Source organism: Variovorax sp. P1_G12 (assembly GCF_056405555.1).
On record NZ_JBFUBW010000008.1, the window covers coordinates 112,382 to 133,826 of the forward strand.

The 21,445-nt window shown below is 67.7% G+C and carries 17 protein-coding genes; 12 read left to right on the forward strand and 5 right to left on the reverse strand.

Annotation, left to right across the window (positions count from 1 at the left end; translation table 11 throughout):
- Positions 1 to 119: 119 nt before the first annotated feature.
- Together ychF and AC1D2O_RS11330 are read left to right on the forward strand one after the other, a co-directional pair.
- Positions 120 to 1,211, forward strand: a complete 1,092-nt coding sequence (gene ychF / locus AC1D2O_RS11325; RefSeq protein WP_478089342.1) for a redox-regulated ATPase YchF — start codon at positions 120 to 122, stop codon at positions 1,209 to 1,211.
- A 9-nt stretch (positions 1,212 to 1,220) separates the two neighbouring features.
- Positions 1,221 to 1,895, forward strand: coding sequence for a glutathione S-transferase (locus AC1D2O_RS11330; protein WP_478089343.1), 675 nt, complete (start codon positions 1,221 to 1,223; stop codon positions 1,893 to 1,895).
- A 249-nt stretch (positions 1,896 to 2,144) separates the two neighbouring features.
- On the opposite strand, the gene AC1D2O_RS11335 is transcribed toward AC1D2O_RS11330, so the two are convergent.
- Positions 2,145 to 2,615 carry a YqaA family protein gene (locus AC1D2O_RS11335; RefSeq protein WP_478089344.1) on the reverse strand — a complete coding sequence of 157 codons (471 nt, stop codon included), beginning with the start codon at positions 2,613 to 2,615 and terminating at the stop codon, positions 2,145 to 2,147.
- A 165-nt stretch (positions 2,616 to 2,780) separates the two neighbouring features.
- Between AC1D2O_RS11335 and dusB the strand changes: the two genes are divergently transcribed.
- From dusB to purH, 3 genes are read left to right on the forward strand one after another with little or no spacing between them, the layout of a single operon-like run.
- A complete protein-coding gene (gene dusB / locus AC1D2O_RS11340; protein ID WP_478089345.1) occupies positions 2,781 to 3,842 on the forward strand; it encodes a tRNA dihydrouridine synthase DusB in 1,062 nt (353 codons plus the stop codon).
- 52 nt (positions 3,843 to 3,894) lie between these two features.
- Complete coding sequence (locus AC1D2O_RS11345) at positions 3,895 to 4,131, forward strand: Fis family transcriptional regulator (protein ID WP_028249493.1); 237 nt, start codon at positions 3,895 to 3,897, stop codon at positions 4,129 to 4,131.
- A complete protein-coding gene (purH, locus tag AC1D2O_RS11350) occupies positions 4,131 to 5,708 on the forward strand; it encodes a bifunctional phosphoribosylaminoimidazolecarboxamide formyltransferase/IMP cyclohydrolase (protein WP_478157054.1) in 1,578 nt (525 codons plus the stop codon). Before AC1D2O_RS11345 ends, purH begins: the two co-directional genes overlap by 1 nt.
- A gap of 270 nt (positions 5,709 to 5,978) precedes the next feature.
- Here purH and AC1D2O_RS11355 read toward each other — a convergent pair whose 3' ends face one another.
- The 3 genes from AC1D2O_RS11355 to thiD form a co-directional block, all read right to left on the reverse strand.
- Positions 5,979 to 6,443: a hypothetical protein gene (locus AC1D2O_RS11355; protein WP_478089346.1), complete on the reverse strand. Its 465-nt coding sequence runs from the start codon at positions 6,441 to 6,443 to the stop codon at positions 5,979 to 5,981.
- 5 nt (positions 6,444 to 6,448) lie between these two features.
- Positions 6,449 to 7,735, reverse strand: coding sequence for a glutamate-1-semialdehyde 2,1-aminomutase (gene hemL / locus AC1D2O_RS11360; protein ID WP_478089347.1), 1,287 nt, complete (start codon positions 7,733 to 7,735; stop codon positions 6,449 to 6,451).
- Positions 7,736 to 7,896: 161 nt separating this feature from the next.
- On the reverse strand, positions 7,897 to 8,859 hold the full coding sequence (gene thiD / locus AC1D2O_RS11365; protein WP_478089348.1) for a bifunctional hydroxymethylpyrimidine kinase/phosphomethylpyrimidine kinase: 963 nt from the start codon (positions 8,857 to 8,859) through the stop codon (positions 7,897 to 7,899).
- A 111-nt stretch (positions 8,860 to 8,970) separates the two neighbouring features.
- On the opposite strand from thiD, the gene AC1D2O_RS11370 reads away from it, so the two are divergent.
- The 6 genes from AC1D2O_RS11370 (at position 8,971) to AC1D2O_RS11395 (ending at position 18,952) form a co-directional block, all read left to right on the forward strand.
- Positions 8,971 to 9,141: a rubredoxin gene (locus AC1D2O_RS11370; RefSeq protein WP_081781356.1), complete on the forward strand. Its 171-nt coding sequence runs from the start codon at positions 8,971 to 8,973 to the stop codon at positions 9,139 to 9,141.
- A 78-nt stretch (positions 9,142 to 9,219) separates the two neighbouring features.
- Entirely contained in the window at positions 9,220 to 9,615 is a 396-nt protein-coding gene (locus tag AC1D2O_RS11375) for a response regulator (RefSeq protein WP_442283671.1), read from the forward strand.
- Complete coding sequence (locus AC1D2O_RS11380; RefSeq protein ID WP_028249487.1) at positions 9,615 to 9,980, forward strand: response regulator transcription factor; 366 nt, start codon at positions 9,615 to 9,617, stop codon at positions 9,978 to 9,980. The genes AC1D2O_RS11375 and AC1D2O_RS11380 overlap by 1 nt, the downstream gene beginning before the upstream one ends.
- 18 nt (positions 9,981 to 9,998) lie before the next feature.
- Positions 9,999 to 10,532, forward strand: a complete 534-nt coding sequence (locus AC1D2O_RS11385) for a chemotaxis protein CheW (protein WP_478093484.1) — start codon at positions 9,999 to 10,001, stop codon at positions 10,530 to 10,532.
- A 49-nt stretch (positions 10,533 to 10,581) separates the two neighbouring features.
- Positions 10,582 to 12,891: a methyl-accepting chemotaxis protein gene (locus tag AC1D2O_RS11390; protein ID WP_478093487.1), complete on the forward strand. Its 2,310-nt coding sequence runs from the start codon at positions 10,582 to 10,584 to the stop codon at positions 12,889 to 12,891.
- 16 nt (positions 12,892 to 12,907) lie between these two features.
- Entirely contained in the window at positions 12,908 to 18,952 is a 6,045-nt protein-coding gene (locus AC1D2O_RS11395) for a hybrid sensor histidine kinase/response regulator (RefSeq protein ID WP_478156999.1), read from the forward strand.
- A 61-nt stretch (positions 18,953 to 19,013) separates the two neighbouring features.
- On the opposite strand, the gene AC1D2O_RS11400 is transcribed toward AC1D2O_RS11395, so the two are convergent.
- A complete protein-coding gene (locus tag AC1D2O_RS11400; protein WP_478157000.1) occupies positions 19,014 to 19,943 on the reverse strand; it encodes a LysR family transcriptional regulator in 930 nt (309 codons plus the stop codon).
- Between the two features lie 261 nt (positions 19,944 to 20,204).
- Here AC1D2O_RS11400 and AC1D2O_RS11405 point away from each other — a divergent pair, with 261 nt between their 5' ends.
- Positions 20,205 to 21,368, forward strand: a complete 1,164-nt coding sequence (locus AC1D2O_RS11405) for an MFS transporter (RefSeq protein WP_478157002.1) — start codon at positions 20,205 to 20,207, stop codon at positions 21,366 to 21,368.
- Positions 21,369 to 21,445 lie beyond the last annotated feature (77 nt).

The following is a 21,445-nucleotide window of genomic DNA, read 5'->3' on the forward strand; positions in this document are numbered from 1 at the left end:
CGTGTACTCGCTGCCCCCCGAAGGGGGCCGCAGGCCGCCTTGGGGGCGGCCCGGCGCCGGCCTGGTGCGCCGGGCGCCTAAAATACCCGGTTCCCCCCAGCATTCTGAAAGCACCCGCCATGAGCCTCCAGTGCGGCATCGTCGGCCTGCCCAACGTCGGCAAGTCCACTCTCTTCAATGCCTTGACCAAGGCAGGCATCGCGGCCGAGAACTATCCCTTCTGCACCATCGAGCCCAATGTGGGCGTGGTCGAGGTGCCGGATCCACGGCTCGACGCCTTGAGCGAGATCGTCAAGCCCGAGCGCGTGGTGCCTGCGATCGTCGAGTTCGTCGACATCGCGGGCCTGGTGGCCGGTGCCAGCCAGGGCGAAGGCCTGGGCAACCAGTTCCTGGCCCACATCCGCGAGACCGACGCGATCGTCAACGTGGTGCGCTGCTTCGAGGACGACAACGTGATCCACGTGGCCGGCAAGGTCGATCCGATTTCCGACATCGAGGTGATCCAGACCGAGCTCTGCCTGGCCGACCTGTCGACGGTCGAGAAGGCGCTGCATCGTCACACCAAGACCGCGCGTTCGGGCGACAAGGAAGCCATCAAGCTGGTGGCGCTGCTCGAGAAGTGCCAGGCTTCGCTGAACGAGAACAAGCCGGTGCGCTCGATCGAGTTCAGCAAGGAAGACAAGCCGCTGGTCAAGCAGTTCTCGCTGATCACCGCCAAGCCCGCGATGTTCGTCGGCAACGTCGCCGAAGACGGCTTCGAGAACAACCCTTTCCTCGATCGCCTGCGCGAATACGCCGCGGCGCAGAACGCGCCGGTGGTGGCCATCTGCGCCAAGATCGAGGCCGAGCTGGCCGACATGGACGACGAGGACCGCAAGATGTTCCTGGCCGAGATCGGTCAGGAGGAGCCGGGCCTGAACCGCCTGATCCGCGCCGCCTACACGCTGCTGGGCCTGCAGACCTACTTCACGGCCGGCGTCAAGGAAGTGCGCGCCTGGACCATCCACACCGGCGATACCGGCCCCCAGGCTGCCGGCGTGATCCACACCGATTTCGAGAAGGGCTACATCCGCGCCCAGACCATCGCCTACAACGACTTCATCGCCTACAAGGGCGAGCAGGGCGCCAAGGACGCGGGCAAGATGCGCGCGGAAGGCAAGGAATACGTCGTCAAGGATGGCGACGTGATGAACTTCCTGTTCAGCTCCTGAACCCGCGCCATGATCACGGTCCACCACCTCGAGAACTCGCGCTCGCAGCGCGTGCTCTGGCTGCTCGAGGAACTCGAACTCCCCTACGAAGTGGTGCGCTACCAGCGCGATCCGAAGACGATGCTCGCGCCGCCCACGCTCAAGGCGGTGCATCCGCTGGGCAAGTCGCCGGTGGTGACCACCGATGAAGGTCTGACGCTGGCCGAATCCGGCGCGATCATCGAGACCCTGATCGAGCGCGAGGGCAAGGGCCGCCTCGCACCCGCGGCCGGCAGCCCCGAAGCCTTGCGCTATCGCTACTGGCTGCACTACGCGGAAGGCTCGGCCATGCCCCCGCTGCTGCTCAAGCTGATGTTCGATCGGGTCGAGAAGTCGAAGATGCCTTTCTTCGCCAGGCCGATCGCCCGGGCCATTGCAGACAAGGCCCGGACCGCATTCATCCTGCCGAACCTCAAGACCCACCTCGACTTCATGGAAGGGGAACTCGGCAGGAGCGCGTGGTTCGCGGGCGATGCGTTCACCGGCGCCGACATCCAGATGAGCTTCCCGGTGGAAGCCGCCCGGGCCCGTGGCGGGCTCGATGCTTCGCGGCCGAAGCTGATGGCCTGGCTCGAGCGCATCCATGCGCGGCCGGCCTACCAGCGCGCGCTGGAGCGCGGCGGCCCCTACGGGCTGCTAGCATGAAACACCCCCCGAAGCGCCTGCGGCGTCCCGAGTCACTGCCAGAGGCAGCGGCTCTTCGGGTCCGTCCAAGCCTGCGCAGGCAGGCTTGGAGCCGCGGACCTCAGCCCCCTCAAGGGGGGCGATGCCAGCGGCCCGGCAAAGCCGGTTCCGCGGTATCCCCGGCATTTGGCTGCGCCGGTTTCATGCGTCGCGGGTCACGTGATCGCGTGGTGGAGCACTGAGCTGAAACCGTGACGGCCGTGGGGACGCTCAGTTCGGCCAGATATAGAGCAGCGCCACCGTCATCGTGACGTAGCGGGCGAACTTGCCGATGGCCATGTAGAAGACGCAGGGCCAGAACGACAGCTTGAGCCAGCCGGCGACCGCGCACAGCGGGTCGCCGACGACCGGCAGCCAGGCCAGCAGGCAGGCCTTGGGCCCGAGCCGCTCCAGCCACCCCAGCACGCGCAGATGGTGCTTGGAGTGCGAATACTTGTCGGCCACCTTGTGGGCGCCGTAGCCCATCCACCAGTCGACGATCCCGCCCAGGGTGTTGCCGGCGGTGGCGACCGCGATGGCCGACCAGAACATGTCGGGATTGAGCTTGAGCAGCCCGAACAGCACCGGCTCTGAACCCACCGGCAGCAGCGTTGCCGACACGAAGGCGGCAATGAACACCGTGCTGAGCCCGTATTGCGGAAGCGCCAGAAGCGCAAGGAGGGAGTCGAGCCAGGCTTGCATGTGTGCGCGAAGTATAGGAACCAGACCGGCCCGGGCATCGGCAAGATCACTGATGGGTACCTTCGCCGATGGATGCGGGAGTGCAAATCGTTTCAGCCGAAGGATCGGCGCGCCGCTACAATCGTGCCTCATTTTTCAGCAGCCCGGCGCGTGCCAATTTCCCCCATGACCCTGCAGATCGGCCACATCGCGCTGGACAACAGCCTGTTCGTCGCCCCCATGGCGGGTGTCACGGACCGGCCGTTCCGCATGCTGTGCCGCGAACTCGGCGCCGGCTATGCAGTGAGCGAGATGGTCACTTCGCGCAAGGAACTGTGGGGCACGCTGAAGACCTCGCGGCGGGCCAATCACGAGGGCGAGCCCGGCCCCATTTCGGTGCAGATCGCAGGCACCGACGCGGCCATGATGTCCGAGGCCGCCGAATACAACATCGACCGCGGCGCGCAGATCATCGACATCAACATGGGCTGCCCGGCCAAGAAGGTCTGCAACAAGTGGGCCGGGTCGGCGCTGATGCGCGACGAACCGCTGGCGCTCGAGATCGTCGAAGCCGTGGTGCGTGCCGCGCTGCCGCACCGGGTGCCGGTGACGCTCAAGATGCGCACCGGCTGGAGCGAAGACCGTCGCAACGCGGTGACGCTGGCACGGCGCTTCGAGGCGGCCGGCGTGCAGATGCTCACGGTGCACGGCCGCACGCGCGAGCAGGGCTACAAGGGCCAGGCCGAATACGACACCATCGCCGCGGTCAAGGCTGCCGTGCGCATCCCGGTGGTCGCCAACGGCGACATCGCATCGCCCGAGAAGGCGCGCGACGTGCTGGCGGCGACCGGGGCCGATGCGGTGATGGTCGGGCGCGCGGCGCAGGGCCGGCCGTGGATCTTTCGCGAGATCGCGCACTTCCTGGCGACCGGCACGCACCTGGCGCCGCCGCTGGTGGCCGAGGTGCGGCGCCTGATGCTGGACCACCTGCAGCAGCACTACGCGCTCTACGGCGACTACAGCGGCGTGCGCACGGCGCGCAAGCACATCGGCTGGTATGTGCGGGCACTGCCGGGCGGCGAGGCGTTCCGCAGCGAGATGAACCTGATCGAGGACTGCGATGCGCAACTGCGCGCGGTGGCCGCATTCTTCGACGCGCTGGCGCAACGCATGGACCGCATTCCGCCGGCCTCGGCGGACGACACGCTCGAACCGCTTGATGCGCAGTCGGCCGACGCGATCGCATGACGCCGAAGCGAACATGAGAGAAGGCTGAGAACGAGGAGAAGAAGAGAAGGCCATGAGCAAGAAACACATCGAAGACTGCGTACGCAGCAGCCTGGACAGCTATTTCCGCGACCTGCGCGGCACCGAACCCGACGGCATGTACGAGATGCTGGTGCGGGTCGTCGAGAAACCCCTGCTCGACGTCGTGATGACACGCGCCGAGGGCAACCAATCCAAGGCCGCGCAATGGCTCGGCCTCAACCGAAACACGCTGCGCAAGAAGCTGGTCGAACACAAACTGTTGAAGTAATCCTGATGAACGCACTGATCTCCGTATCCGACAAGACCGGCATCCTCGAATTCGCCCAGGCGCTGCACGCGCTGGGCGTCAAGCTGCTGTCCACCGGCGGCACCGCCAAGCTGCTGGCCGATGCCGGCCTGCCCGTGACCGAAGTGGCCGACCACACCGGCTTCCCCGAGATGCTCGACGGCCGCGTCAAGACCCTGCACCCCAAGGTGCACGGCGGCCTGCTGGCGCGGCGCGACCTGCCGGCGCACATGGCGGCGTTGAAGGAGCACGGCATCGCCACCATCGACCTGCTGGTGGTCAACCTCTATCCGTTCGAGGCCACGGTCGCCAAGCCCGGCTGCACGCTCGAGGATGCAATCGAGAACATCGACATCGGCGGCCCCGCGATGGTGCGCAGCGCGGCCAAGAACTGGAAGGACGTCGGCGTGCTGACCGATGCGTCGCAGTACGGCCCCGCGCTGGCCGAACTCAAGGCCGACGGCAAGCTCAGCGACAAGACCAAGTTTGCTTTCTCGGTGGCCGCGTTCAACCGCATCAGCCAGTACGACGGAGCGATCAGCGACTATCTCTCGCGCATCCAGGAAGACGGCGCCCATGCGCTGTTCCCGGCCCAGAGCAACGGCCGCTTCGTCAAGCTGCAGGACCTGCGCTACGGCGAGAACCCGCACCAGCAGGCCGCGTTCTACCGCGACCTGTATCCGGCGCCGGGCTCGCTGGTGACGGCCAAGCAGCTGCAGGGCAAGGAGCTCAGCTACAACAACATCGCGGACGCCGATGCGGCGTGGGAATGCGTGAAGAGCTTCGACACGCCGGCCTGCGTGATCGTGAAACATGCGAACCCCTGCGGCGTTGCCACCGGGAAAGACCCGCTCGAGGCCTATAGCAAGGCCTTCAAGACCGATCCGACCTCGGCCTTCGGCGGCATCATTGCCTTCAACCGGCCGATGGACCGTGCCGCCGCCGAAGCGGTCAGCAAGCAGTTCGTCGAAGTGCTGATGGCGCCGGGCTATTCGGCCGAAGCGCTGGAGGTGTTCAAGAGCAAGGTCAACGTGCGCATCCTCGAGATCGCGCTGCCGCCGGGCGGCAAGACCGACTGGGACAACGGCCGCAACGCGGTCGACGTCAAGCGCATCGGCTCGGGCCTGCTGATGCAGACCGCCGACAACCGCGAGCTGTCCATCGACGAGCTCAAGGTCGTGAGCAAGAAGCAGCCGACGCCGCAGCAGCTGCAGGACCTGCTGTTCGCCTGGAAGGTCGCCAAGTTCGTCAAGAGCAATGCGATCGTGTTCTGTGCCGACGGCATGACCATGGGCGTCGGCGCCGGCCAGATGAGCCGGCTCGACTCGGCGCGCATCGCCAGCATCAAGGCCCAGCACGCGAACCTGTCGCTGGCCGGCACCGCGGTCGCGAGCGACGCCTTCTTCCCGTTCCGCGACGGCCTCGACGTGGTGGTCGACGCCGGCGCCACCTCGGTCATCCAGCCGGGCGGCTCGATGCGCGACCAGGAAGTGATCGACGCCGCCGACGAGCGCGGCGTGGTGATGGTGCTATCGGGCGTGCGCCACTTCCGGCATTAGTCAGCTCGCCCCCAGGTTGGCTCACTTCGTGTAGCCGCCCACCCCCTACCGGGGGCGCAGTCCGCGGCCCGGCGGAGCCGGTTCCGCGACTGCCCACCCACAGGCGGGCGCTGCGCGCCGCCGTGGAACAACACCGCGCCGGGTTGCTGTTGGCCGGCGCAGCCAGGCCCGTTGGTGAAACACCGCGGAACCGGCTTTGCTGGGCCGCTGGTGTTGCCCCCGGTAGGGGGTGGGAGGGCTACACGAAGTGAGCCCGACCTGGGGGCGAGCCTATTCCGAAAAGCGGTACTTCAGCTGGAAGCTGATCGCGCCGTAGAGCTTGTCCTTGATGCTGGGGATGATCGCGATGTTCAGTCCCCAGTGCCTGCCCTCGATCGCCGCGGTCGGGATCAGCGCCGGGAACCAGCCACCGTTGTTGGTCATCTGGTAGCCGTCGAAGCCGCCCACCACGGCGCCGAGCTTCACGCCGTGGAATTCGAAGGGCATCACGTAAAGGCCGATGTAGTGCGAGCGGTCACGGTCGCTGTTGCGGAAGGCGCCGGCCGTCAGCGAAAAGGTCTTGTCGATCGGCCACTCGATGCCGATGCCGGGGTTGGCGTCTTCCAGCCCCTTGTTGCGATCGAAATGCAGCGAATAGAAGCCCGGGTTGATCCAGACCTGGCTGATATCGACCTGGGCGCAGGCCAGGGCGGGCAGGAGCAGGCTCGCGCCTGCCAGGAGCGAAGGCAGCTTCACGGCGCCTACAGCGTCTTGAAGATCTGGCGTGCCGCCTCGATGGTGGCGGCGATGTCGTCCTCGCTGTGCGCGGCGCTCACGAAGCCCGCCTCGTAGAGCGCCGGCGCGATGTACACCCCACGGTCCAGCAGGCCATGGAACAGTTGGTTGAACTTTGCGCCGTCGCTCTTCATCACGGCCGTGTAGTTCTGCGGCAGCGCGTCGAGCAGGAAAAAGCCGAACATGCCGCCTTCGCTGTCGACGCTGAACGGCACGCCTTCAGCGGCTGCCGCGGCCTTCAGCCCTTCGACCAGCGAGCGTGTCTTCCTCGACAAGGCTTCGTAGAAGCCCGGCTTGGCGATTTCGTGGAGGGTCGCAAGGCCGCAGGCGGTCGCCACCGGATTGCCCGAGAGCGTCCCGGCCTGGTACACCGGCCCCATCGGCGCGAGTTGTTCCATGATCGCGCGCGGTCCGCCGAAGGCCGCCAGCGGCATGCCGCCGCCGATCACCTTGCCGAGCACCGTCAGATCGGGCGTGACGCCGAGCACGTCCTGGGCGCCTCGCAGGCCGACGCGGAATCCGGTCATCACCTCATCGAACACCAGCAGCGCGCCGTACTGCGTGCACAGCTCGCGGCAGCGCTTGGCGAAGGCCGCGCTGGCGCGCACGAAGTTCATGTTGCCGGCGATCGCCTCGATCATCAGGCAGGCGATCTCGTGGCCGTGCAGCGCGAAGGCTTCCTCGAGCTGCGCGAGATTGTTGTACTCGAGCACCAGCGTGTGCTGCACCACTTCGGGTGGCACGCCGGCCGAGGTCGGATTGCCGAAGGTCGCCAGGCCCGAGCCGGCCTTGACCAGCAGCGCGTCGGCGTGGCCGTGGTAGCAGCCCTCGAACTTGATGATGTATTTGCGGCCGGTGGCGCCGCGGGCCAGGCGCAGCGCGCTCATCGCGGCCTCGGTGCCCGAGCTCACGAGGCGCACCATCTCCATCGAGGGCACCAGCGCGAGGATGGCTTCGGCGAGTTCGATCTCGCGCTCGGTCGGGGCGCCGAAGGAAAAGCCCTCGGTGACGGCGCGCTGCACCGCCTCGACCACCGCCGGGTGGCCATGGCCGAGGATCATCGGCCCCCAGGAACCGATGTAGTCGATGTAGCGCTTGTCGTCGGCATCCCAGAAGTAGGCGCCCTGCGCGCGCTTCACGAAGCGCGGCGTACCGCCGACGGCCTTGAAGGCCCGCACGGGCGAATTGACGCCCCCGGGAATGACGGCGCGCGCGCGCTCGAAGAGGATCTCGTTCTGGTCAGTGGCGTTCATTGCGTTTGCGTTCATTGTTCATGTGCGATCAGGTCCTGCGCGGCCGGCGCAGCCCGGCCGCCCTTCGTGAAACACCGCGGAACCGGCTCCGCCGGGCCGCTGGTGTTGCCCCCGGCAGGGGGTGGGCGGGCTACACGCAGTGAGCCCAACCTGGGGGCGAGCTAGTGTCGAGTGTCATGGGGAGGAAGGGCGAAGTCGGTCGGCGACGCGAGGTCGTCATTGTCGTCGTCGTCGTCCTCCGGCTGGGCCCAGAACAGCCGATCGGGCAGCACGTGGCCCATGCCGGGGCGAAAGCCCGCGTCGAGGCAGCGGTCCATGTAGCTCAGGGCCTCGCTGGTGGCGGCGACCAGATCGGTGCCGCTCGCGAGCAACGCCGACAGCGCGGCCGACAGGGTGTCGCCGGCGCCCGCGAACACGGCATCGAGCCGCTCGTATTTCTCGCTCGCGAGCACCGACTGCGGCGAGGCCAGCACGTTGTCGATGAACTGGTCGGGCAGCACCAGCCCGGTGACCAGCGTGTAGGGCACGCCGTACTCGCTCGCCGCCTTGGCGATGTCGCGCGCCGTCGGCGGCCGCTCGCCGCTCCAGTCGGGCAGGAGCCAGCGCCAGAGCGTGCTGTGGTTGCCCACCAGCACCGTGGTCTGCGGCAGCACCAGTTCGCGAAAGGCGTCGAGGTAGGCCTCGATCTGGCTGTCCTCCCACCACGAGAGGTTCGGCATGTAGGCCACCACGGGCACCTCGGGATAGTCGGTCGCGGTCTCGGCCACCGTGCTGAGGTTCTCGGGCGAGCCGACGAATCCGACCTTGATCAGCTGCACCTCCACGTCCTCGAGGATCGAGCGCGCCTGCTCGGCGACGGCCTCTTCGTCGAAGCTGAAATGGTCGAAGATCTCCGCCGTGTCGCGCGCGTAGGCGCCGGTGACCACCGCCAGCATGTGGGCGCCGACCGAGGCCATGGCGAGCGCGTCGCCGCTCAGGCCGCCCGCGCCGCTCGGATCGCTCGCATTGAAGACCAGCACACAGGGCGGATTCAAATCAGCTTCCGCCGCGCTCTCTTCGTCCGAGGGGTCGGTAAGATCGCTGATTTTGCGATCGTGCTCTGGTGGTAGTAAGTAAGTTTTCATACTCGAATCAGGGCTCACCAGATGGTGGCATATCTGAGACGCTTGTCACGTGAATAGTTGATACGTTTGGATACGATCGTTGCATTTGATGAACAGGGACCTTAAGCTGCGATGAATACGAAAACCTGGATGTGCCTGATTTGTGGGTGGATCTATGACGAATCGGTGGGCGTGCCAGAGGATGGTATTGCGGCCGGTACGGCCTGGGCCGATGTTCCGATGAACTGGACCTGTCCGGAGTGCGGGGCGCGCAAGGAAGACTTCGAAATGGTTGAGATCTGAAGCATGGCATAGGGCCGCGCTTCTTGCGCTCCCGAGGGGGCGCAGTTACACCCGGGTGTCACACGAGGAGCGGTTCGAATGAGCGCGAATGGATCTGGTTACAAGGTGCTTGTCATCGACGACAGCAACACCATTCGGCGCAGCGCCGAGATCTTCCTGAAGCAGGGCGGCCATGAAGTCCTGCTCGCCGAGGACGGCTTCGATGCGCTGTCCAAGGTCAACGACCACAAGCCCCATCTGATCTTCTGCGACATCCTGATGCCGCGGCTCGACGGTTATCAGACGTGCGCCATCATCAAGCGCAACGCCACCTTTTCCAATGTCCCGGTCGTGATGCTGTCCTCGAAGGACGGCGTCTTCGACAAGGCGCGCGGCCGTATGGTCGGCTCCCAGGACTACCTCACCAAACCCTTCACCAAGGACCAGCTGCTCCACGCCGTGCAGCAGTTCGGTCTCGTCCAGGAAACGCAGTAATGGCGATTCGCAAAGTGCTCGTGGTCGACGATTCCAAGACCGAACTCGTGTTCCTGACCGACCTGCTCCAGAAGAACGGCTTCTCGGTCAAGACGGCGGAGAACGCGGATGACGCGATGCGCCGGCTCGAAGAGGAGCAGCCCGACCTGATCCTGATGGATGTCGTGATGCCGGGGCAGAACGGCTTCCAGCTCACGCGCGCCATCGCCCGCAATCCGCAGTACGCGGCCGTGCCGATCATCCTGTGCACCAGCAAGAACCAGGAAACCGATCGCGTGTGGGGCATGCGCCAGGGTGCCCGCGACTACATCGTCAAGCCGGTGAACGCCGCCGAGCTGATGGCCAAGATCAGCGCCCTGGCCTGATCGAGCTCCCTGCCGCCCATGGCCAACCGCGACGCTCTCCGCGCTTTCCAGTCCCGGCTCGCCAGCCGCCTGCAGGCGGCGCGCACCTCGGACGTGTCCGCCTCCTGGCTTGCCGTGGAGGCGGGCGAATCGAACTATCTGTTCCCGCTCGGCCACGCCGGCGAGATCTTTCCCTGGGTGGCCCCGCAGTCCGTGCCCTACACCGCGCCCTGGTTCCTGGGCGTGGCCAACCTGCGCGGCGGCCTCTACGGCGTGGTCCAGCTGTCGAGCTTCGCCGGCGGCGCCGTCACGGCACCCGTGGTGAACGACGCCGCCCGCGCGCAATCGCGGCTGGTGGCGCTCAACGAAATGCTGGAAGTCAACTGCGCCTTGCTGATCGACCGCCTGGTCGGACTGCGCGGCGTGGAAGCCTTCGTCGCCTCGGAGGCGCCGCAGGGCGACGCGCCGCCCTGGTTCGGGAATTCGTACACCGACGCCGCCGGAGGGCGCTGGCAGGAAATCAACCTGCAGGCGCTTTCGCAGCAACCCCAGTTTTTGAGTATCGGCGCCTGAGCGGCCTGCCGAGCACCGACTACAACCTGAAGGACCGACCGTGAGCTCGATCGCCGACAAGTTCAAGAAACTCCTGCCCCAAGGCGGCCACAGCGTCACCGTGGGCGCCGACAGCGCAGCCACCCTGTCGCTGGACAGCATCGAAACCGTGCAGACGGGCGACGACAGGGCCGAGCCGGTGCGCCGCGATGCCGTGCCGGAGCCCGAGGCCTCGCCGGCGGCGGCCGATGCCGCGCTGCAGAGCGCGGGGGAGGTGCCACCGGCCGACGGTTCCGGCGCCGTGCCGCCGCCGGGCGCGACCCGATCGAGGCGCTCGCGGCGATCCAGCCCGGCGCGCCAGCAGCGGATCCTCGCGCTGGCGCTGGCGGGCGTGGTGCTGCTGCTGCTGCTGGTCGCCGGCTCCGCCATCCTGCGTGCTGAACGCCTGGCGCAGCAGGTGGCGGCCACCGGCCAGTCGCTGATGCAGTCGCAGCGACTCGCCAAGTCGGTGTCGCAGGCGCTGGTCGGCAACGTCGCCGCCTTCGTCGAAGTGCGCGACAGCGCGGACGACCTGACCCGCCGCGTGCAGGGCCTGACCCACGGCGACGATGCCCTCAAGCTGGAGCGCGCGGGCAGCCAGTACGACGCCGAGCTCGGCAAGATCGGCCCGCTGGTCGAGCGGGCCGACAAGAATGCCAAGGCCGTGCTCGCCCAGCAGAAGATCCTGACCCAGGTCGGCACCGCGCTGCGCGACATCAATCGCCAGTCCTCGGACCTGCTCGAGATGGCCGAGACCGTGGCTTCCCTGAAGATGCAGCAGAACGCGACCATCCCGGAAATCTCCGCCGCCGGCCAGCTGGTGATGCTGACGCAGCGCATCGGCAAGTCGGCCAACGAGTTCCTGACGGTCGAGGGCGTGAGCCCGGACGCCGTGTTCCTGCTCGGCAAGGACCTGAACAGCTTCCAGGAAATCACCCGCGGCCTGCTCGACGGCAGCCCGCAGCAGCGCCTGCCGGGCACGCGCGACGCGCAGACGCGCCAGCAGCTCGAAGCCATCCTGAAGACCTACGAATCGACCCGTACCCAAGCCGGCGCCATCCTGGGCAATCTGCAGGGCCTGGTGGCGGCGCGCGAGGCGCAAGCCGCCATCCTGGCCGACAGCGAACCGCTGCGCACCGCGCTCGGCGACCTGCAGGAAAAGCTCTCGGCCCGCACCGGCCTCGGCGCCGGCACGGTGGTGATGCTGTTCGTGCTGTCGCTGGCCGCCCTGGCGCTGGCCGGCGCGATCGGTTTCGTGCAGGTGCGCGAAGGCCGCGAGCGTGCCGCCGCGGCGGAGCGCGATCGGGTCGAGGCCGAGCGCGTGAGCGAGGACGCGAGCCGCGTCAACGCTGCCAACCAGGCCGCCATTCTGCGTTTGATGAACGAACTGCAGACGGTGGCCGAAGGCGACCTGACGCAGGAAGCCACGGTGACCGAGGACATCACCGGCGCCATCGCCGACTCGGTGAACTACACGGTGGAAGAGCTTCGCCTGCTGGTGGGCAACGTGCAGAACACGGCGACCCGCGTGGCGCAGACCACCTCTCAGGTGGAAAGCACCTCGACCGAACTGCTGGCGGCCTCGACCGAACAGCTGCGCGAGATCCGCGAGACCGGCCAGTCGGTGCTGACCATGGCCGAGCGAATCAACGGCGTGTCCTCGCAGGCGCAGGAATCGGCCACGGTGGCGCGGCAATCGCTGCAAGCCGCTTCGTCGGGCCTGCAGGCGGTGCAGAACGCGATCGGCGGCATGAACTCGATCCGCGACCAGATCCAGGAGACCTCCAAGCGCATCAAGCGCCTGGGCGAGTCCTCGCAGGAGATCGGCGAAATCACCGAGCTGATCTCGGACATTACCGAACAGACCAACGTGCTGGCGCTCAACGCCGCCATCCAGGCCGCCTCGGCCGGCGAAGCCGGTCGCGGCTTCTCGGTGGTGGCGGAAGAAGTGCAGCGCCTGGCCGAACGCTCGGCCGACGCCACGCGCCAGATCTCGGCGCTCGTGAAGGCCATTCAGACCGACACCCAGGATGCGGTGGGCGCCATGGAGCGTTCCACGCAGGGCGTGGTGGAGGGCGCGAAGCTGTCCGACAACGCCGGCACCGCGCTGTCGGAGATCGACCGCGTGTCGCGCCGGCTGGCCGAACTGATCGAGCAGATTTCGCAGTCCGCCTCCCGCGAAGCCGATTCGGCCAACGTGGTGGCCGCGAACATCCAGCACATCTTCGCCGTGACGGAGCAGACCGGCGAGGGCACGCGGACCACCGCGCAGCAGGTTCGCGAGCTCTCGCACATGGCCGAGGAACTGCGTCAGTCCGTGTCTCGTTTCAAGATTGCCTGAACGCCGAGCGCCCAACGTGTCGATCCAAAGCCCCACCGTCGCCCACACCGCCGGCAACGCGCCGGCCACCGAGGATCTCGGGCCGCTGGCCTGGGTCCTGGGAGAGATCCAGAAGTCGCTCGACGGAGTCGGCAAGACGCTGCGGCGCTTCGCCCGCGAGGCCGCCGCCGCCGCGCCGGGCACGGAGATCGACACCGCGCCGCTGCGCCTGACGCGCCAGCATCTGCACCAGGCCGTCGGTGCGCTCCAGATGGTGGGCCACACGGCGCCGGCCCTGGTGCTGGGCGCGATGGAGTTCGCGGTCCAGAGCTTCGTCACGGAGCCGCTGCGCTGCAACGAGAGCGCGGTCGAGAAGATCGATCGCGCGGGCTTCGCGGTGGCCGACTTCCTCAACGCGATGATCGCCGGCAAGGTGGTGTCGTCGGTGGCGCTGTTCCCGCAGTACCGCGAGGTGCTCGAGCTGGTCGGCAACGAACGGGTGCATCCGGCCGACCTCTGGAGCATGACCTGGCGCTGGGTCGAGATCAAGCCGGCGCCGACCCAGTCTGCGCTGGTCTATGACCCGGCGGTGCGCTCCAAGCTCGACCGCGAGGTGCTCAAGGTCGTCAAGAGCGGCGACGACCACGCCGCCCGCCGGCTCCAGGCGCTGTGCCTCGGGCTCGGGCGCGGCGCGTCGATGCCGCGGGTCGCGAGCTTCTGGACCCTGGCCGCCGGCTTCTTCGAGGCCCTGGCGCTGGCGCTGATACCGACCGACTCGCATGTGAAGCGCGCCGCTTCGCGCGTGCTGCTGCAATACGCCACCCTGGCACGCGGCGACAACACCGTGTCCGATCGCCTGGGCCAGGACCTGCTGTTCTTCTGCGCGCAGGCCGCGCCCGGCCCGCGCGACGAGGCCGCCACCCTGCGCGCGGTGCGCGTCGCCTGGGGCGTCGCCAACGAACAGTCGGTCGACTACACGATCGAGCAGTTCGGCCGCTTCGACCCGCTGGTGCTGGCGCAGGCGCGCAAGCGCATCGAGGCCGCGAAAGAGATGTGGTCGGCGCTGTCGGGCGGCGACACCAGCCGCACGCGGCAGGTCGCCGACACCTTCGCGCAGCTCGGCGAATCGCTCCAGAAGCTGCATCCGCCCAGCGCACCGATGGTGCAGGCGCTCAACAATGCGGTCGAGGCCTCGATGGGGTCGGGCCAGCCGCCGGCGACCGAGCTGGCGATGGAAGTCGCGACTTCGGTGCTGTACCTCGAGGCCGCCTTCGAGGACCTCGATCCGCACGACCGCCAACTTACCGCGCGCACCGTGCAGCTGGCGGGCCGCATCGAGCGGGCCCGCGACGGCGGCCGCTCCGAGCCGCTCGAGCCCTGGATGGAGGAGCTCTACCGCCGCGTCAGCGATCGCCAGACCATGGGCACCGTGGTCGGCGAGCTGCGCAGCCACCTGGGCGAACTCGAGAAGTCGCTCGATCAGTTCTTCCGCAGGCCGACCGAAAAGGGCCTGCTGCGCACCGTGCCGAGCCAGCTGCTGCAGATGCGCGGCGTGTTCTCGGTGCTCGGCCTCGACCAGGCGGCGCAGACCGTGCAGCGCATGCGCGAGAACGTCGATCAGCTGCTGGCCGAGGAATCGCCGGCCGACGAGATCCGGGCCTTCGACTCGCTTGGCAACAACCTGGGCGCGCTCGGTTTCCTGATCGACATGCTGAGCTACCAGCCGGCGCTGGCGAAGCGGCTGTTCGTGTTCGATGCGGAATTGGGCGAGCTCAAGCCGCTGATGGGGCGGCAAGGAACCGAGGGCAGTACGTCGGAAGCGGCAGCCCCGGCGTCCTTCGCCGCGGCGTCCGGCCCGGTTGCCGTGACCGAAGCCGTCTTGAGCGTCGAGGAGGTGGATGCGCAGATCGCAGCCAAGCTGGCGGCGCTCGCCGCGCCGGCCAGCCGCAAGCCGCCACCTTCGCCGATCGAGGAGTTCAGCCGCGCGACCGCCAGCTGGACCTCGAAGATCACCGGTCCGGCGCCGCTGGAAGGCATGCTGCCCGACACCGAGGTCACCGAACTCGAGGAGGACGACCTCCAGAACATCTTCCTCGACGAGGCGCGCGAAGTGCTGCACAACGGCCTGGCCGCGGTGTCTGCGCTCAGCGCCCGTCCGGACGACGATGGTGAGCTGACCGTGCTGCGGCGCGCCTTCCACACGCTCAAGGGCAGCTCGCGCATGGTCGGGCTGATGGATTTCGGCGAAGCCGCCTGGTCCTTCGAGCAGGTTCTCAACACCTGGCTGGCCGACCAGCGCCCCGCGACGCCGGAACTGGTTGCCGGCACGCGCAGTGCGCTGACGGATTTCGCGAAATGGGTCGAGGCCATTGCAGCCAACCAGCCGCACAGCTGGCACTCGGCGCCGTTTCGCAGCGTGGCCGAGGCCTTGCGCACGGGGGAACCGCTGGTGGCGCCCGCCCGCGTGGCCGATGCCGGCGCACTGGTCGCGGCCGCCCGCCACATCGCCGCCGAATCGCTGGCCGAGGCGCCGCCCGCCGCCGCGCCCGAAGCGTTGCCGGAGCTTCCCGATCTGGAGCTCCCCGATCTGGACCTCGGGCCTGTCGCGTCCGATCTGCCGCCGACCGAAGAGCCGGCCGCAGCGACGCCGTCCGCCGAAGCCGCCACCGTGTGGCCGGGCCTGATCGAGCCCTCCAGGGACGAGGAGGCGCCACGCACCCCGAACGATTTCGCCTCGACGGATTTTCTCGATTTCGATGGCGGCCCCGCACCGGAAGCGCCGGCGGACCTGGGCGAACTCGAGGAGGTCGATTTCCTCGAGACCGTCCATACCTCGCTCGAGCCCCTCGCGAGCAGCCCGCGGCCCGAGCCGGAAGCCGACGCTGAAGCCGAAGCCGAAGCCGAAGCTCCCAAGGGCTTCGAGTCCCCGGTTTTCGTCCCTGCGCCAGAGCCAGAGCCAGAGCCCGTCCCCGAGCCCGAGCTGTCCTTCGCCTTGAGCCTGGAGCCCGAAGCGCAGGCCGAGCCGCCGCCGCCGGCCATCAGCCTCGAGCCCGAACCCGTGGTCGAACCGCTGGCGTTGGCGCCGGTGGCGGAAGCCGCCGAGGAAGAGCTGCCGCCCGAGGCCGCCGCGCCATCGGTGGCGGCGGCGACCGCGCCGCCGGCCGAGATCGAGCCCGAACGCCCGTCACTGCCGAGCGCCGAGGAGCAGGTCAAGGTCATCGGGCCGCTGCGCATCGGCATTGCGCTCTACAACGTCTATCTCAACGAAGCCGACGAATGGTCGCGGCAACTGGCCACCGAGGTCGGTGAATGGGCGCTCGAATCGCACCAGCGGGTGTCCGACTCGACGATCGGGCTGGCGCATTCGCTGGCCGGCAGTTCGGCGACGGTGGGATTCCAGAGCCTGTCGGGCATGGCGCGCCTGCTCGAGGCCGCGCTGCAGCACCTGCAGATGCAGGGCCGCGGCACGCCCCAGCAAGGCACGGTGCTGGTCGGCGCGGCCGAGGAACTGCGGCGCCTGCTGCATCAGTTCGCGGCCGGCGTCCTCAAGGATCCGGCCGAAGGCACGCTGCGGGCGCTGCGCGAAGTCGCCGCCTCCGTGCTGCCGGCCGAGGCGACTGACGCGCGGCCGGTCTATCCGCACCTGGTGCGCGACGGCATGGCGGACGTCGCGCTCGACGACTCCGAGGATGCCGTCGACATGGCCGATGCGGTCGACGTCGACCTGTTCCCGATCTTCGAGGAAGAGGCCGCCGAGTTGCTGCCGCAGCTCGGCGCCGCGCTGCGCGAATGGGCCCAGCGTCCCGACGACATGGCGCCGCGCGCGTCCACGCTGCGCACCCTGCACACCCTCAAGGGCAGCGCCCGGCTGGCCGGCGCGATGCGCCTGGGCGAGCGCGCGCACCGCATGGAGTCCGAGATCGAATCGCTCGGCGCCGCGGGTGGCGAGCGTTCGTCCATCGAACGGCTGATGACGCGCTTCGATGCGCTGCAGGCGACCTTCGATGCGCTGCGCGCCGCCGACGATGCGATCCAGACCGAGCTGGTGCAGCGCGCGGTGGCGCCGCCGGCCCCCGCGAAGCCCGCGGAATCGGTGTCGGCCGCGGCTGCGCTCGTCCGCGACGCGCTGCCGGAGGCCGCCGCCGAGTCCGCCGTTGCGCGCGGCACGGTGGCGATGCCATCGCCATCGGCCCTCACGCCGCTGCGCGCAGTCTCGAGCCAGGCGGTGCGCATCCGCACCCACCTGCTCGACCGCCTCGTGGCGCAGGCCGGCGAGGTCATCATCACGCGCTCGCGGCTCGAGGCCGAGCTGGGCCAGCTGCGCAGCTCGCTCGGCGACCTGACCGGCAACCTGGATCGCCTGCGCCAGCAACTGCGCGACATCGAGGTCCAGGCCGAGAGCCAGATGCAGTCGCGCCTGGCCCAGGCCAAGGATTCGCAGCAGGGCTTCGACCCGCTCGAGTTCGACCGCTTCACGCGGGTGCAGGAACTGACCCGCATGATGGCCGAGTCGGTCAACGACGTGGCGACCGTGCAGCGCACGCTCCAGAAGACCGTGCAGGCGACCGAAGACGACCTGAGCGCCCAGGCGCGCCAGACCCGCGAGCTTCAGCGCGGACTGCTGCGCACGCGCATGGTGGAATTCGAAGGCATCTCCGAGCGGCTGTACCGCGTGGTCCGCCAGGCCTCCAAGGAGACCGGCAAGCAGGTGCGCCTGGACATCACCGGCGGTTCGATCGAAATGGACCGCGGCGTGCTGGACCGCATGACACCCGCCTTCGAGCACCTGCTGCGCAATTGCGTGGCACACGGCATCGAGGACGCGGCGGCGCGCGAGAAGGCCGGCAAGGACGCCAGCGGCCTGATCGTCATCGAGCTGCACCATGAAGGCAACGACGTCTCGGTGAGCTTCCGCGACGACGGCGCCGGCCTCAACCATGCGCGCATCGCGGCCCGCGCGCGCGCGCTCGGGCTGGTCGCCGAAGGGCAGCCGATCAGCGACGCGGATGCGGCCGAGCTGATCTTCCAGCCCGGCTTCTCGACCGCCGAGCAGGTGTCCGAACTGGCCGGTCGCGGCATCGGCATGGACGTGGTGCGGGCCGAAGTCGCCGCGCTCGGCGGCCGCATCGAGATCCACAGCCAGGCTGGCCAGGGCACGGTCTTCAAGCTGGTGCTGCCGCTGACCACCGCGGTGACGCACGTGGTCATGCTGCGCGCCGGCGGCACCTCGGTCGGCGTGCCCTCCAACCTGGTCGAGCTGGTGTTGCGCGCCAGCGCCTCGGACCTCGAGTCCGCCTACCTCGAACAGCGCTACGCCTTCGGCGGCGAGCAGGTGCCGTTCTACTGGGCCGGAGCGCTGCTGCAGTCCTCCGCGCGCAGCGAGCGCGCGCCGTCCAAGGCCAACACGATCGTCATCGTGCGAAGCGCCGCCCAGCGCGTCGCCTTGCACGTGGACGAAGTCCTGGGCAACCAGGAAGTGGTGGTCAAGAACCTCGGACCGCAGCTGTCGCGGCTGCCCGGCATGGCTGCCATCTCGGTGCTGGCCTCGGGCGCGGTGGCGTTGATCTATAACCCCGTGGCCCTCGCTGCGGTGCACGGCGAGCAGGCGCGCGAGTACCAGGCCGCCGCGCGCCGCCAGCCCGCAGCGCGCGGCGCGCAGCCCGCGGCCTCGCTGCCGGCGGTGGCGCCGCAGGTGCCCCTGGTGCTGGTGGTGGATGATTCGATCACGGTTCGGCGCGTCACGCAGCGCCTGCTGCAGCGCGAGGGCTACCGTGTGGCGCTGGCGGCCGACGGCCTGCAGGCGCTCGAGCGGCTGCAGCAGGAGCGGCCGGCGGTCGTCCTGTCGGACATCGAGATGCCGCGCATGGACGGCTTCGACCTGGCGCGCAACATCCGCGCCGACCAGTCGCTGGCCGACCTGCCGATCATCATGATCACCTCGCGGATCGCCGAGAAGCACCACGATCACGCGCGCGCGCTGGGCGTCAACCACTACCTCGGCAAGCCGTATTCGGAAGACGAGCTGCTGCGGCTGGTGCGCAGCTACACCGGGGTGGAACTGCCGGCGGTGCTGGCGGCCTGAGCGGCCAAAAGGCCTGCGGCGATGCTGAAAAGGGTGCACTCGGCTCGGCTCTCGCCGGCGGCTACGTCGATTGTGCCGTTCCGATCCCCGGGACGTCGCAGATCTTCCTGGCCAGAAAGTCAACCAGCAGCCGCACGCGGGAAATGCCGGATCGCTCTGGCACGATCAAGATGTTCAACGGCACGGGCTGCAACGAATAGTCCGGCAGGATGACCTCGAGTTGCCCTGCAGCCAGCAGGTCGCCGACCAGCCACTCATGGGCGGCGCCAATGCCCCTCCCGGCCGCCAAGGCCTCGCGGGCGGCCAGCCCGTGATCGACCCGCAAACGCCCGCCAAGCGGCACCACGTGGCGTTGGCTGTCTGCTCCCAACAAGGTGAGCGTGTCGCTGCCGGCGACGTTTGACATTCGGATACCCCCATGGCCGGCCAGATCCTGCGGCACAACCGGCGTGCCGTGGGCGGCCAGGTAGCCCGGGGCCGCGACCAGCAAGCGCCGGCTCTGGCCGAGCGAGCGATGCTTCATGCAACTGTCGCTCAGCGGGCCCAGGCGTAGCGCGATATCGACCCCTCCCTGGATAAGGTCGATGCGCTCGTCAGTCAGGCTGAGATCGACGGAGATGTCGCGATAGCGCTCTTGAAAGGCGAAGATCAGCCTGCTGAGATGCAAGACGCCGAATGCGGCCGTGCACGAGATGCGGATCGTGCCGGACGGCGCTTCGCGCATCCTGCGCGCCTCCCCACCGGCCTGGTCCACCAGCCTCAGGATCTGCACGCTGCTGGCGTAGTAGTGGCTGCCCTCTTCAGTCGGTGTTACGCGCCGAGTGGTCCGGCTGAGCAAAGGCACGCCCACCGCCTCTTCAAGCTCACGCAGATGCCGCGTGATCGTCGATTGGCCGACCCCCAGTTCCCGCGCTACCGCTGACAGACTGCCGCGCTCGGCCACGCGCACGAATGTGCGCATGCGATCCAGGGTCACGTCCGATTTATCCATTTTTCGGCACTGTGATATTCATAGCTTGCACATTTAAGGTTGCCTGTGGATTTAGTATTGCCTGCGCTTTAATTTTCGAATTTATAGAACAGTTTAAAGCAGCGCTCTCTGGCTGTAGGGGCAAATGCTGTGCGCGGATGCAACAGAACGGTCATGGAGACAGTGGGGGCAAGGCGTTTAGAACGCAGACTGATAACAAAAGCGGTAAACGAATCACAATTCCGCAAATAGTTGCATTTAAATTTAATTAGGAAGGCTTACATGCCAATTGGACTTATTGCCCTCGCTCTGGGGGCCTTCGGTATAGGGCTTACTGAGTTCGGTATTGTCGGGCTGCTGCCCCAGGTGACTGTTGATTTTGGCGTCACCGAGCAGGTGGCCGGCTATCTGGTGTCCGGCTATGCGCTAAGCGTAGCGATTGGCGCGCTCGTCCTCACCGCCTTGATAGCCCGGTTCGATCGCCGGCGCGCGTTGCTCATGCTGATGGGGTTGTTCATCGCCGGCAATCTGATTTGCGCACTGGCTTCGAACTACGAAACACTGCTCATGGGGCGGATCGTGGCAGCACTCTGCCATGGGGCCTTCTTCAGTGTCGGTGCGGTCGTCGCCTCCGACATGGTCGAAGTCAACAAGAAGGCCAGCGCCATCTCACTGATGTTTGCGGGCCTCACCGTGTCGAACGTACTCGGCGTTCCACTTGGCACGTTCCTCGGTCTGCAACTCGGCTGGCGGTCGACGTTCTGGGCCCTCGCGCTTATCGGCATCGTCACCATGCTCGGCATCCGGCTGCTGGTGCCGAGGCTCCCGGCGCCTGCCAACACCAGCCTGCGCAGTGAACTCGCGGTGTTCGGTCGGCCGCAGGTATGGATTTCCGCGGCGGTCAGCATCTTTGCCTTTGGCGGGGTGATCGGCGGCTTCACCTACATCGCCTTCACCGTGACCAAGGTCAGCGGCTTCGCAAACGCTGCCGTACCGTGGCTGCTGGTGCTGTTCGGCATCGGGACATTTGTAGGAAACATTGTCGGCGGCAAGGCCGCGGACAAGGCCCTGAACGCCTCGCTAAGCGTGTTCCTGGCCTTGCTCACTGCTGTACTCATCATGTTTGCGCTGACTGCGCAAAACAAGATCATGACGATCGTCTCGCTCCTGTTAATGGGGTCCATCGGGCTTGCAACTGCGCCGGGGTTGATGCTGCGGATCATGAAGTTCGCTAGCGATGCGCCCACCATGGCCTCCGGCACTAACATCGCCGCCTTCAACGTCGGCAATGCGCTTGGCGCGTGGCTGGGCGGGATGGCCCTGCAGGCAGGCTTCGGGTATGCCTCGCCGCTGTGGGCAGGCGCAGCGCTCAGCTTTGTGGGGCTGCTGGTCCTTTTAGCGGGATCGCGGGCGAAACCCATGGCGTGTGCGTCGACGGCGGCGTGAAACGAACATCACGCTGGATGCACAGGACGCCTTTGGCGGCCTGGCAACCCGGATGATTCCTTGAAATGTTTCTGTAC